Genomic DNA, 12,222 nt, shown 5'->3' on the forward strand with positions numbered 1-12,222 from the left:
GATCAGCACCGCGCGATAGTCCTCGGCGGGCGCGCCGACCTCGATGGCCAGAACCGCCCGGTCGAAGGCGGCGGCGAGCAGGGCGGTCAGCGCCTCGGCTGGCAATCTGGTCATCGCCTGCGCCCGCATCGCGGCGACCAGGCCTTCGCGCAGCGAGCGGTTGCCGTGGCGGTTGTCGATCTCGTCCATGGCTGCGCGGCCGAGCACGGCCGGCCCGTCGAGCAGCAGAAGCCGCGTGCGGCCGGGCACCCGCATTGCCTTGAGATAGGCATCCGATCCGGCGATCAAGGCTTCGCGCGCGGAGGGCGACGGCGGCGAGGCATGATCGATCTCGGCGGCCACGGTCGCTGCTTCCTGTTCGACGACCGCGGCGAACAGGGCCTGCTTGTCGGCGAAATGATGATAGAGCGCCCCGCGCGTCACGCCGGCTTCGGCAACGATCTCCGGCGTGCCGGTCTCGGCATAGGATTTTTCCGTGAACAGCTTTCGCGCCGCGCGGATCAGATCGGCGCGCGTCGCCTCGGTGCGGTCGTGGTTGGAGCGGCGTCCGGACTCTTGTTGCATACATGCAGCCTGTATGTTATTTGCATTTACATACAGACTGTATGTTGGGTGAGAGGAGAAGGAAAGATGAAGACGACCAGCTATTATCCGGTGCTGATGACGGACGATGTCGAAGGCACGGCGGCTTTTTATGTCGAGCATTTCCGCTTCAAGCCGCTCTTCAAAAGCGACTGGTATGTGCATCTGCAGTCGGCGGAGGATAGACGCGTCAATCTTGGCATCGTGCAAGGGGATCATGAGACGATCCCGCAGGAGGGGCGCGGACGAACGTCAGGCCTGCTGATCAATTTCGAGGTGCGCGATCCCGACTCCGTCTATGAGCGCGCCATCGCCGCCGGCCTGCCGATCCTGCGCAGCTTGCGTGACGAGCCGTTCGGCCAGCGGCACTTCATCACCAGGGACCCCAACGGCGTGCTGATCGACGTCATCAAGCCGATCCCGCCAAGCGAGGAATTCTTGGCGCAATATGCCGAGGGGATGGCGGGAAGCTAAGCCAGCGAGGCTTAGCTCGTCCGCGCTACCGGCGTCACCGCCACCTGGCTGACGCCGGTGCGGCGCACGACAGTGCAGAGCGTCTCGCGGCCGATGCGCTCGGCGTCGAGCATGCGCACGAGGTCGTCGACGCCGGTGACCGGCCGGCCGTCTATTGCCGCGATGATGTCGCCTTCCTTCAGGCCGGCCTTGGCGGCGGGGCCGTTCTTCTCGACGCTGCGCAGGCGCACCGCCGTGTTCGTGGTGACTTGCGACAACAGGGCCACCCGGCGCGGCAGGTTGGTCGTGTCGGCAGAGACGCCAATGAAGGCGCGGCGCACGCGGCCGAAGCGGATGATTTCGGAGATGACGAAATTGGCGGTGTTGGAGGCGACAGCGAAGGCGATGCCTTGTGCGCCGTGGATCATGGCGGTGTTGACGCCGATCACCTCGCCCGCCGACGACACCAGCGGCCCCCCGGAATTGCCGGGATTGAGCGCGGCATCGGTCTGGATGACGTCGTCGATCAGCCGGCCGGTCGAGGCGCGCATCGAGCGGCCGAGCGCGGAGACGACGCCGGCGGTGACGGTCCATTCGAAGCCGAGCGGATTGCCGATCGCGATCGCGATCTGGCCGCGGCGCAGGCGCTTGGAGTCGCCGAGCGGCGCGACATCGGCGAAACTGCCGTCGGCGCGCACCAGCGCGATGTCGGTGTCGGGATCGCGGCCAAGCACGTGGCCTTCGCGCGAGGCGCCATCCGGCATGGTGACGCGCACGGCGCGCGCGTCGCCGACGACATGGAAGTTGGTGACGACCAGGCCATCCTGCGCGATGACGAAGCCGGAGCCGTGACCGCCGGCGCCAATGCGCTCGATGCGGCACACGGCCGGACCGATACGGTCGACAGCGTCAGCCACGGATGCCGAGTAGGCGTCGAGCAAACTGTCATCGGATGGAAGTTTTTCGGCTGCGAAAGCCATGGGCGTGTTCCCTCGTAGAATGATGACTATATGTGCGGAGCAGCCAGGGGCGCCGCGACCTGACCACATGGCCAGTCCGCCGGCCGACTAGCCGTCAGGCGAGTACCCGCGGCTGCGCTAGCGAGCGATATCTGGGTCACCGAACCCAGGAGACAGTCTTATGAGCGATTTCAACCTCAGTGCCTTTTCCGACGCGATTGCCGATGTCGCGGCCACAGCTGCGCCCGCGCTGGCGAGTTTCGTCACGCATCACCACCGCACCGCCAGCGCCTTCCACTGGCGCGACGGCTATTTCGTCACCGCCGAGGAAGTGGTCGAAGCCGGCGAGGAGATCGAATTGACGCTGGCCTCCGGCGAAACCGTGAAGGCAGAGCTGGCCGGCCGCGATCCGTCGACGGGCGTTGCGCTGCTGAAGCCCGCTTCCGGCGCTGCCGGTTTGCCGCAATTGGCGCAGGCCGATGCGGTGCGTCCCGGCAATCTGGCGATCGCCGTGGGCAACAGTGATGGCGCAGCGCTTGCCGTGTTCGGCACGGTCGGCGAGGTCGGGCCGGCGTGGCGCTCGATGCGCGGCGGCACGATCGACCAGCGTATCAACCTCGCCATCAACACCGGCGGTCGCTTCGAGGGCGGTCCGGTGCTCGACGCCAGGGGCGGGCTGATCGGCATGCTGTTGTTCGGACCGCGCCGGCGGGCGCTGGTCATGCCTTACGAGACGATCGAGCGCGCGATTGCCACGCTGCGCGAGAAGGGTCATGTCGCGCGCGGCTACCTCGGCGCCGGGCTGCATCCGATCCGCAACGGCGACACCAAAGGCGCCATGGTCATGAGCCTGGACGACAACGGCCCGGCCAAGGCCGCCGGCCTGCATGTCGGCGACATCGTCGTCGCCTGGAACGGCGAAGCAGTGCATGGCCCGCGCGAGCTGATCCGCAAGCTCGGGCCGGACAGCGCGGGTACCACCGTGACGCTTGGTGTTTCGAGCGGCGGCGCTGAGCGCGACGTTTCGATCACCATCGGCGAGAAGCCGCTGAGCTGAGAGGATTGATGGCAAGCAGCGCGGCACAAGTGATCGCACGACCGGAACCGTCAGCCCACCGGCTGACGGTGCTGGTGGCGCTCGGCGATGCCGAGCGGGCCGAGCAGCTTGCCGATGCGCTTGCCGCGAGTGACGATCTGCTGCCGACATTGGCCGGGAGCAGCACAGGCCAGCCAGCGGATGTCGCGGTGACAGACGATGCGGCCTTGGAAAGCCGGGCCATAGGCTCGACGATGCCTGTTGTGCTGCTGTCCCGCCGCAGCGGACACGAGCGGCTTCGCGGCAATGTGGTCGCCGTGCTGCCGTCGTTGGCCGATAGCCTGTTGATCGCCGCGGCGGCGCGGCTCGCAGCTTCCGGCTATCGCATCGACAGGGCAGGGCCATCGGAGGTCGCGCATGGCGATTTCCATGACGGGCTCGCTGAAGAGGACGTGACGGATGACAATCCGGCGCGTCCGGCCTTGTCGCCGCGCGAGGCGGAGGTGCTGGCGCTGCTCGCCGAAGGCGCCCCGAACAAGGTGATCGCCCGCCGGCTCAACATTTCGGTCCACACGGCGAAGTTCCATGTCGCCGCCATCCTGATCAAGCTCGGCGCCGCCAACCGGACGGACGCGATCGCGATTGCCATGCGGCAGGGCCTGGTGCTGGTCTAGGCCTTCCGGCACGACGCTGCGTAATCCGTCTTGCCCCTTGCGCCACGGCTATCTGCCGCGCAAGTTGCCTCCCTTATTGAACAGGGAGGCAAAAGGATGTCGCTCAACGGAAAGACGCTGTTCATCTCGGGCGGATCGCGCGGCATCGGGCTGGCGATCGCGCTCAGGGCAGCGCGCGACGGCGCCAATGTGACGATCGCTGCCAAGACCGCCGAGCCGCATCCGAAGCTGCCGGGCACCATCTACACCGCGGCGCAAGAAATCGAGCGGGCCGGCGGCAAGGCGCTGCCGGTGCTTTGCGACATCCGCGACGAAGCGCAGGTCGCCGAGGCGGTGGCGAAAACCGTGGAGCGGTTCGGCGGCATCGACATCTGCGTCAACAATGCCAGCGCCATCCAGCTCACCGGCACGCTGGAGACCGATATGAAGCGCTACGACCTGATGCATCAGATCAACACGCGCGGCACGTTCCTGGTCTCCAAAATGTGCATTCCGCACCTGAAGTTGGCCAAGAACCCTCACATCCTGAATCTGGCGCCGCCGCTCGACATGAAGGCCAAATGGTTCAAGAACCATGTCGCCTACACGATGGCGAAATTCGGCATGTCGATGTGCACGCTTGGCATGAGCGCCGAGTTCGCCAAGGACGGCATCGCGGTGAATTCACTTTGGCCGATCTCGACCATCGACACGGCCGCGGTGCGCAACCTTCTGGGCGGGGCGACGGTGGCGGCGATGAGCCGCTCGCCCGACATCATGGCCGACGCCGCATATGCGATCTTCATGCGCCCGTCGCGTGAGGCGACCGGCAATTTCTACATCGACGAAGAGGTGCTGCGCGCCGAAGGCGTGACGGATTTTTCGGTATACGCGCCCGGCGCCGCCGATCAGCTCGCGGGCGACTTCTTCGTTCCCGACGAGGTGTTTGCGAACTCGCAGACGAAGGTCAGAAGAATCTACTGAAGGCGCGCAGACGGCCTTAGTCCGCCGCGGCCTTCTTGCCTTTCGCCAACGCCATGACCCGGTCGATATGGGCCAGCATCAGCGCCGAAAGCACGAACGCCAGATGCATGATGGTCAGCCACATCAGTTGCTTCGCCGTGTAGGAAGGGTGGTCGAGGAAGGCTCGCGACGAGCGGGTCAAGCCGCCTTGGAAAGCTGGGACACGTCGAAACTCGCCAACCCGTAGCGCCAGCGATGGTTGGTCGCCGACACGCGACTCTGGTAGAAAAGGGTCAGCCTGTCGCCCTCGATCATCACAGTCGAATGGCCGTTTTCTCCAGGCCCGCCCGGATCGAGCACCGGCCCGATCGAGGAGTAAGGTCCGGCAATGGTGTTGGCGATGGCGAAAAACACCCGCTGCCGACTGCCCCGCTGTCCGTTCGGAAGGAAGCAGGTGGCGTTGAGGAGCACGCGGCCGTCTGGAAGTTCCACCAACTGGGCACCTTCAATCCCCCATTCGTAGTCGGGGTCGTCCCGCGTGTTGTGATGGGGAATGTCATTGTGGTCCAGGATTTTGCCCAAGCGCTTCCAAGGCCCGAACCATGAATCGGACTGGCTCCGGGACAGATAGATGTCCGGTTGCGGCACGCGGGTGAATTTCGGCATGCCGGAATAAACGAGGTAGCGCTTTCCGCCGATGAGAGCGGGGTGCGGGTCGTAGATGCCGTCTTCATCCGTGTCCGGCACGGACAGAATTGCCGGATTGAGCACAACCCAGTTGAACCCGTCATTTGACACCGCGTGTTCACAGCGACCGCCGGATTTCATGAACTCGGTTTGGATGAACATGTGGAAGACGCCGTCTTCGTGGACTACACCCGGCGCCGCGACGCCCGAGCCGGTGACCGGAAGCTCGATCGGCGCGTGCTCCGTCCACGGTCCGTGCAACTCCGGCGCCGTGGCGTGAAGAATCTTCCAAGTCTCGCTTGTCACCGTGCCGCTCGATCCGAATACATGCCAAAGCCGGCCGTCATAAACCGGGCACGGGTCCTTGAGATCGTCCACCGCTTGCGGGTGAAACAACGGGAACACATTCGTCTCGAACTCGATCTTCATCTGTCTGCCCCAGCGATTGTCGGCCGCTAAACGCCCTTGGCGTCGGTCCGACGAATCAATTTAAGCCACCGAATATTCTAGCTGCTCATTCAACGAAAATGCGGCACCCGAGCGGCCGTCCCCAGAAAGCTGCAGCCTGAGATGCCAGACGCTCTGGCCGGCACTCCGCCTGCATATCGCTCGCTGGCTGGAACAAGTTAATCAGCCGACAGTTAGACATGCGGCAGGAATAGCTTCCTGCATCTCGCGATTAACAAATGTTATTCGCAGTATAAACCGCAATGTCACCAGGGAAAAGCTTATATGGACGCGGCGATAAGAATACCAGCCAAAATCAAAACCAGAAAAGAGCAAGATTTATTGATATGCTTCTCCCATTTGCGATGGAATTTCGTCTATCAACGTCCGCAGCACATTCTCACGCATGCCTCGAGAGAGCACCAAATCGTTTACTTCGAGGAGCCCGTTTTTGAAGAATGCTCCCACTCGTCCATTCGGTTTTGCGACGCTGCGCCGGGCATTCGGGTAGCGACCCCTTTGCTCCCGATCGGCACCAGCCCCGCCAGAGCCGATGCGATCCAGCGCAGATATCTGGACCGGATCATCGCGTCGACGCCGCACGCCCAATTGACTGCCTGGTATTATACCCCGATGGCGCTGCGCTTCAGCGCGCATGTCAACTTCGACGTGCGCGTCTATGACTGCATGGACGAGCTTGCGGCGTTCAAGAATGCGCCGGCCCAGCTTGCGTTGCTGGAACGGGCGCTCTTCGAATGCGCCGATGTGGTCTTCACGGGCGGCTTAAGCCTGTTCGAAGCGAAGCGTTGCCAACATCGGGCGATCTATCCCTTCCCCAGCAGCATTGACGTCAACCACTTTCACAAGGCGAGGGCGCCCGGCGAGGAGCCGGCGGATCAACTCACAATCCCGCATCCTCGGGTTGGCTTCTTCGGTGTTATCGACGAGCGCCTCGATATCGATCTCGTGGCGCAGGCTTCCAGCACGATGCCAGACGTGCACTTCGTGATGCTTGGTCCGGTCGTCAAGATCGATCCGGACATCCTGCCGAGGGCAAACAACCTGCACTGGCTCGGCAGCAAAGCCTACAAGGATCTGCCCGACTACCTCCGGCATTGGGATGTCGGGTGGATGCCGTTCGCGCTCAACGAAGCGACACGCTTCATCAGCCCCACGAAAACTCCCGAATTCCTTGCCGCCGGCCTGCCCGTGGTGTCGACTGCGATTGTCGATGTGGTGCGAAGCTACGCTGCCGCCGGCCTCGTCGATATCGCGGACCCCGAAGACATCGAGGCCAAACTGCGCTCCGCGCTGGCGCAACCGCGCGAAATGCGCCTGCCAGCGGTTGATGCCTATTTGGCCAACATGTCCTGGCAGCGAACATGGGATGCCATGGCCGCCCACATCAAGAAAGCCAGTGCAAGCAAGAAGGTCGTGCCCTTCCGCAGGAGCGCGTGACCATGTTCGACTGGCTGATTGTCGGGGCAGGCTTTGCCGGCAGCGTTCTCGCGGAACGGATCGCTTCGCAACGAAGCGAAAGCGTTCTCCTCATAGACCGTCGGAGTCACATCGGCGGAAACGCGTATGACTGCTACAACGAAGCCGGAATTCTCATCCATCGTTACGGACCGCATATATTCCATACGAACGCCCAGTCGATCGTCGACTATCTGTCGCAGTTCACAAGCTGGCGCCCTTACGAGCACCGTGTGCTCGCTTTCGTGGACGGCAAGCTTCTGCCGATTCCTATAAACCTCGACACGATCAACCATCTATATGGTCTCGAGCTAAGCCCGGCAGAGCTGGAAGAGTTCTTCGCGTCGCGTCGTGAAACCGTTGGCGAAATCCGTACCGCCGAGGATGTGGTTGTCAGCACCGTCGGTAGGGAGCTCTATGAGAAATTCTTCCGCGGCTACACTAGAAAGCAGTGGGGGGTCGATCCCAGCCAGTTGAGCAAGTCCGTGACGGCTCGCGTTCCAACAAGAACGAACCGCGACGATCGCTATTTCGGCGACAGCTTCCAGCAGATGCCGGCCGGCGGCTACACGCGCATGTTCGAACGGATGTTGGACCATCCCAACGTCAAGATCATGCTGCAGACCGATTATCGCGAGGTCCGAGAGCGAATTCCCTTCCGGCGGCTGATCTACACCGGGCCGATTGATGAATTCTTTGACTGGAAGCTGGGCCGCCTGCCCTATCGATCATTGCGCTTCGAGCATGTCACCCTCGAATGCGAGCAATTTCAGCCGGTAGCCGTGGTGAACTATCCGCAGACGGAAGCCTATACCCGCATCACCGAGTATAAGCATTTGACGGGCCAGAGGAATATCCGGACCAGCCTCACCTACGAATACCCGACAGATATCGGCGACCCATATTACCCCGTGCCGCGGCCGAAAAACGAGGCTCTCTACAAACAATATGAAGCGCTCGCTGACAATTGCCCTGACGTGTGGTTCGTCGGCCGTCTGGCGACGTACCGCTACTACAACATGGACCAGGTTGTAGGGCAGGCCCTGGCCACTTTTGCCCGTATTCAGAAGACTATCCCAGCCTCAGATCGCGCACCGCAATCGGCACTCGCGATGCCCGTCTAGATGCCGTCTGCGCAGCGATGCTTAATGTTGCGCACACAACGAACCGCCATGATGCCGGACCCGGAGCTGCAAGTTGAGCGATAGTCTCGAAATCTGGGGCGGCGTTGAATGCAGCGTCGTGCGCCTGCGCGAGCGGACCCGGGATCAACTCCGCGAGACCGGCCATTTCGACCGTGCCGGCGATCTCAGCCTCATAGCCGAGATGGGTATCAAGACCTTGCGATACCCCGTGCTCTGGGAACTGGTCGAGGGCGATGGTTCGAGCGACTGGCGGTGGCCGGACGCGCGTCTCAACGAATTGCGAAGGCTTGGCGTGAGGCCGATCGCGGGGCTGGTCCATCATGGCAGCGGACCGAAATCGACCCATGTGCTTGATCCGGACTTCCCCGAATTGCTGGCCAGGTATGCCGGGCAAGTGGCGCAACGTTATCCCTGGCTGGAGATGTTCACGCCGATCAACGAGCCACTGACGACGGCGCGCATAAGCGGCCTCTATGGACTTTGGCATCCGCATGGCACCTGCGAGGCAACCTGCTTCCGATTGACCGTCGCGCAGTGTCGCGCAACCGCGCTGGCCATGAAGGCAATCCGAGAACACATACCTGGTGCGCAACTTGTCCAGACCGAAGATTTTGGGCGGGTGTTCTCCACGCCCCGCCTCCGCTACCAGGCCGACTATGAAAACGAGCGGCGATGGCTGGCGCTTGATCTGCTGAGCGGCCTGGTTGACGACGACCATCCATTCCACGGGCGCTTACTTGACGCGGGCGTGGACCGCCGTCATCTCGACGAGCTGAGCGCGGACCCTTGCCCCCCCAATGTCATTGGGATCGATTACTACCTGACGAGCGACCGCCTGCTCGACGACGATCTCCGGCGGTATCCAGACGAGCAGACTGGGGGGAATGGCATCGACGCCTATGTCGACATCGCGGCGGTGCGATCTCAGATGCGCGACCACGCACGTTTACGATTCCGGCTAAAGGAAATTTGGGATCGCTACCGCAGGCCAATCGCCGTCACCGAGTTGCACAACGGATGCACGCGTGAGGAACAGTTGCGGTGGCTGATCGAGGGATGGCAGGAAGCCAAGGCGGCGAGGCACGACGGAGCCGACATACGCGCCATCACTGCCTGGTCACTGTTCGGGGCCACCGACTGGAACTCGATGCTGGCGCATCAAAAGGGCTATTACGAGAGCGGAGCCTTCGACGTGCGGGACGCGAGCCCGAGAAAGACCATCATCGCGAGCGCTGTGAGCCAAATCGCGAAGGAAGGTGCATTCGATCATCCCGCGCTCGATCGGCCCGGTTGGTGGCGAACGGAGTGCCCACCGACAAAGCCAGCACGGTCAATGCTTCTGGCAGGTTTTGGCCGAATGGCGTCCGTCATCGAGGAGTGTTGCCACATGCGTCGATTAGCGGTTCGCCCAACGCCGCCGGACAAGCTCACGCAAGAGCTGGCGCAGACGAATTCCTGGGCCGCGATAAGTATTGACGACGCAGGTCGGTCCTCGCGAGGATCGCTGTCAGCTCTAACCAATCTTCGCTGTCGGTTTCCCGGCATCGCCACGTTGGATCTGCAAGCCGCCCGTACGATCGGCATGGTCGAGACCGCCAACGCCTTCCTTGACCTCGTAGTGGACGGACAAACGGGGATGTTCAGGCTTCTGCGGGCCGAGCCCAACAATCAATATTGGATAGAGGCTGTCGCAGAAGACGAGAGCGGCGCCAGCTACGCCGTCTAACAGGTGCCGTCACGTAACTTATCTGTCGACATTACTGGCTGGCTATGGCGCGCCTTCCCTGCTGCCTGAGATGCGATCGGCCCACCGCCGGCGAAGTCTGCACCTCCGACAAGGCAGCGGGCCGTGTCACGGCTCCCCGATCTTGTTGGTGACGCAACATGGGTTACCAGGCGCCCTGTTTTATTGGTAGTCATCCGTCAAAAAGACTATATACGCACTTCGTGAGCGGCCCACCGGCTTGGCTCGTCCATGCTGCGGAAACAGTATAGCAGGTAGAGAACCGCGCCTGCCTCGTCTCTGGCACAGAAAAACAAGCGCCCACTCTGGACCCAGAGCGGTGCCAACTGCCCATGACTGCGGCTCTCGGGCGGACCCAAGGCGGAGCGGCTTACTGCAAGGCGGGCTGTGAAGGTTGCTTGCCCGGCTGATCACCGCCCGTGCTGGATCGAGGTGTTGGGTCCCTGTCCACCTCTGGATTTCGATCAACGGGGGCCACGTTCATATTGTCAGCTTTGGACTTTGCAGGATCGGTTTCCGCGGGGTTCGGGCTGGAGGATGAGGGCGCCTGACTATTCTCCTGTGGCGCTGGCTTCTCCTCGGTCGCAGGCGTCTTTGCCGCCTCACCATAAATCTCGGCAACGCCGCATGCGATCGCTGCCAGCACCAGTGCGCAGATCAAAACGGCAAGAACCGGAAGTCCGCGGCCACCCTGGCGCGCTTTCTTTCCTGGGATGTCATTGGCCATCGAACACCATCGTCAAGAGCACATGGCCGTGCGAGCACCACGGCCAGAGGTGAAACCTGCTGCTTGGCTAACAAGCGATCCCCAAGGATGTTCCACAATGAACCAATAAGAAGCCGATAGCCGTCGGCCTCATCTCTGGCGAACCGCGTAAGGTAACGCCCGGCCGGAGGGATTCGAGCCCCAACCATGCGGTTATGAGCCACCGGCTCTAACCATCAGCTACAGGCCCCGCGCGGGCTGGCTTAGTGTTTTTCTTGTCTTCGCACAGGGCTTTCGAAAGCGCTGGCGCAAAATGCCAAAATCAGCCCATATTCGAGCCGTAGAGCGGCCTGCGCCTTATGGCGCGAAACAGGTCCGGCCCTTGCGCCGCGCTGCCGGGTATCGACGCTTTTGCGGGGTCGAGGCAGATGCGGCGCGGAGCGTCGGATCGCAGACCTCGAGGAGTTTTCATGACCAGACATCTTTTGCCTATCGCGCTCGCTGCCGCAGTCGCATTCCCGGCGCTGGCAAGCGCCGCCGACACGCAGCCCCCACCCCGCATTATCGTGTCCGGCGAAGGCGAAGCGACGGTGGCGCCCGACATGGCGATCCTTTCGCTGAGCGTCATGCGCGAGGCAAAGAGCGCGCGCGAAGCGCTCGACGCCAACAACGACGCCATGGCGGCGGTCATTGCGGCGATGAAATCCGCCGGCATTGCCGAGCGCGACCTGCAGACGGCGGGCATCCAGATCAACCCACGCTACAACTATACCAACAAGGCCGACGGCAGCCAGGAGGCCGAGCTCGTCGCCTATCAGGTGACCAACACGCTGTCGGTGCGCGTGCGCGACGTCGATAAGACTGGCGAGATCCTCGACAAGGCGGTATCGCTCGGCGTCAACCGGGGCGGCGGCATCGCCTTCACCAATGACGATCCGAAGGCGACGATCACCGAGGCGCGCAAGAAGGCTGTCGCCGATGCGATGGCGAAGGCCAAGACACTCGCCGAAGCGGCCGGCGTCAGCCTGGGCAAGGTGCTCGAGATCACCGACCAGAATATCGCGCCGGCGCCGATGCCGATGGCGGCCAAATCATTCGACGCGGCCCGTTCGGCCGTCCCGGTGCAGGCTGGCGAGAATTCCTACAACGTCCAGGTCACGGTCACCTTCGAGCTGAAGTAACGATCGGCCGGCACGCCGCAGGCGCGCCGCCACCATGCAAAAAACCCCGGGGGATCGTTTCCTCCGGGGCTTTTTCGAGCCACGCCTCATCGTGAGAGGCTGATAGGCGATCCTCGCAGATCGCCCTCTCAACCTCAGCGATAGATGATTGGGCAGCCGCGCTCGTTGGCGAACACAACCACGACGCTGT

Annotated in this window: 13 protein-coding genes; 8 read left to right on the plus strand and 5 right to left on the minus strand. The window is 62.7% G+C overall.

Features of this window, described 5'->3' with window-relative positions:
- The coding region (locus EOA27_RS05975) for a TetR/AcrR family transcriptional regulator (RefSeq protein WP_145970269.1) at positions 1-564 on the minus strand (564 nt) is incomplete at its 3' end.
- A gap of 66 nt (positions 565-630) precedes the next feature.
- Here EOA27_RS05975 and EOA27_RS05980 point away from each other — a divergent pair.
- Positions 631-1,056, plus strand: a complete 426-nt coding sequence (locus tag EOA27_RS05980; RefSeq protein WP_126081772.1) for a VOC family protein — start codon at positions 631-633, stop codon at positions 1,054-1,056.
- Positions 1,057-1,067: 11 nt separating this feature from the next.
- Here the strand turns inward: EOA27_RS05980 and EOA27_RS05985 are convergent, their stop codons facing one another.
- Positions 1,068-2,015: a trypsin-like peptidase domain-containing protein gene (locus tag EOA27_RS05985; protein WP_126081773.1), complete on the minus strand. Its 948-nt coding sequence runs from the start codon at positions 2,013-2,015 to the stop codon at positions 1,068-1,070.
- A gap of 160 nt (positions 2,016-2,175) precedes the next feature.
- On the opposite strand from EOA27_RS05985, the gene EOA27_RS05990 reads away from it, so the two are divergent.
- From EOA27_RS05990 to EOA27_RS06000, 3 genes are all read left to right on the plus strand, one after another.
- Positions 2,176-3,051: a S1C family serine protease gene (locus EOA27_RS05990; RefSeq protein WP_126081774.1), complete on the plus strand. Its 876-nt coding sequence runs from the start codon at positions 2,176-2,178 to the stop codon at positions 3,049-3,051.
- Between the two features lie 8 nt (positions 3,052-3,059).
- Positions 3,060-3,704, plus strand: a complete 645-nt coding sequence (locus tag EOA27_RS05995) for a helix-turn-helix transcriptional regulator (protein ID WP_127252582.1) — start codon at positions 3,060-3,062, stop codon at positions 3,702-3,704.
- Between the two features lie 96 nt (positions 3,705-3,800).
- Positions 3,801-4,667: an NAD(P)-dependent oxidoreductase gene (locus EOA27_RS06000; RefSeq protein ID WP_126081775.1), complete on the plus strand. Its 867-nt coding sequence runs from the start codon at positions 3,801-3,803 to the stop codon at positions 4,665-4,667.
- Positions 4,668-4,683: 16 nt separating this feature from the next.
- Here the strand turns inward: EOA27_RS06000 and EOA27_RS40515 are convergent, their stop codons facing one another.
- Positions 4,684-4,848, minus strand: coding sequence for a hypothetical protein (locus tag EOA27_RS40515; RefSeq protein WP_189343092.1), 165 nt, complete (start codon positions 4,846-4,848; stop codon positions 4,684-4,686).
- The gene (locus EOA27_RS06005) at positions 4,845-5,762 is read right to left on the minus strand and encodes a hypothetical protein (RefSeq protein ID WP_126081776.1); all 918 of its coding nucleotides are present in this window, start codon (positions 5,760-5,762) and stop codon (positions 4,845-4,847) included. The genes EOA27_RS40515 and EOA27_RS06005 overlap by 4 nt, the downstream gene beginning before the upstream one ends.
- 303 nt (positions 5,763-6,065) lie before the next feature.
- Between EOA27_RS06005 and EOA27_RS06010 the strand changes: the two genes are divergently transcribed.
- From EOA27_RS06010 to EOA27_RS06020, 3 genes are all read left to right on the plus strand, one after another.
- The gene (locus tag EOA27_RS06010; protein WP_126081777.1) at positions 6,066-7,238 is read left to right on the plus strand and encodes a glycosyltransferase; all 1,173 of its coding nucleotides are present in this window, start codon (positions 6,066-6,068) and stop codon (positions 7,236-7,238) included.
- A gap of 2 nt (positions 7,239-7,240) precedes the next feature.
- Complete coding sequence (gene glf, locus EOA27_RS06015; RefSeq protein WP_126081778.1) at positions 7,241-8,380, plus strand: UDP-galactopyranose mutase; 1,140 nt, start codon at positions 7,241-7,243, stop codon at positions 8,378-8,380.
- A gap of 73 nt (positions 8,381-8,453) precedes the next feature.
- Entirely contained in the window at positions 8,454-10,127 is a 1,674-nt protein-coding gene (locus EOA27_RS06020; RefSeq protein ID WP_126081779.1) for a family 1 glycosylhydrolase, read from the plus strand.
- Positions 10,128-10,515: 388 nt separating this feature from the next.
- Here the strand turns inward: EOA27_RS06020 and EOA27_RS06025 are convergent, their stop codons facing one another.
- Positions 10,516-10,872 (minus strand): hypothetical protein, encoded by a 357-nt coding sequence (locus tag EOA27_RS06025; protein ID WP_126081780.1) that lies wholly within the window; start codon positions 10,870-10,872, stop codon positions 10,516-10,518.
- Positions 10,873-11,321: 449 nt separating this feature from the next.
- On the opposite strand from EOA27_RS06025, the gene EOA27_RS06035 reads away from it, so the two are divergent.
- Positions 11,322-12,032, plus strand: coding sequence for an SIMPL domain-containing protein (locus tag EOA27_RS06035; RefSeq protein ID WP_126081781.1), 711 nt, complete (start codon positions 11,322-11,324; stop codon positions 12,030-12,032).
- The last annotated feature ends 190 nt before the right edge of the window (positions 12,033-12,222 follow it).

It is taken from the genome of Mesorhizobium sp. M2A.F.Ca.ET.037.01.1.1 (genome assembly GCF_003998075.1).
Taxonomy (GTDB): Bacteria; Pseudomonadota; Alphaproteobacteria; order Rhizobiales; family Rhizobiaceae; genus Mesorhizobium.

What these genes read in the sequence shown, in the direction of transcription:
- EOA27_RS05980 (WP_126081772.1), top strand. Translation starts at nt 631, where the DNA reads ATGAAGACGACCAGCTATTATCCGGTGCTGATGACGGACGATGTCGAA.
- EOA27_RS05985 (WP_126081773.1), bottom strand. Translation starts at nt 2,015, where the DNA reads ATGGCTTTCGCAGCCGAAAAACTTCCATCCGATGACAGTTTGCTCGAC.
- EOA27_RS05990 (WP_126081774.1), top strand. Translation starts at nt 2,176, where the DNA reads ATGAGCGATTTCAACCTCAGTGCCTTTTCCGACGCGATTGCCGATGTC.
- EOA27_RS05995 (WP_127252582.1), top strand. Translation starts at nt 3,060, where the DNA reads ATGGCAAGCAGCGCGGCACAAGTGATCGCACGACCGGAACCGTCAGCC.
- EOA27_RS06000 (WP_126081775.1), top strand. Translation starts at nt 3,801, where the DNA reads ATGTCGCTCAACGGAAAGACGCTGTTCATCTCGGGCGGATCGCGCGGC.
- EOA27_RS06005 (WP_126081776.1), bottom strand. Translation starts at nt 5,762, where the DNA reads ATGAAGATCGAGTTCGAGACGAATGTGTTCCCGTTGTTTCACCCGCAA.
- EOA27_RS06010 (WP_126081777.1), top strand. Translation starts at nt 6,066, where the DNA reads ATGGACGCGGCGATAAGAATACCAGCCAAAATCAAAACCAGAAAAGAG.
- glf (WP_126081778.1), top strand. Translation starts at nt 7,241, where the DNA reads ATGTTCGACTGGCTGATTGTCGGGGCAGGCTTTGCCGGCAGCGTTCTC.
- EOA27_RS06025 (WP_126081780.1), bottom strand. Translation starts at nt 10,872, where the DNA reads ATGGCCAATGACATCCCAGGAAAGAAAGCGCGCCAGGGTGGCCGCGGA.
- EOA27_RS06035 (WP_126081781.1), top strand. Translation starts at nt 11,322, where the DNA reads ATGACCAGACATCTTTTGCCTATCGCGCTCGCTGCCGCAGTCGCATTC.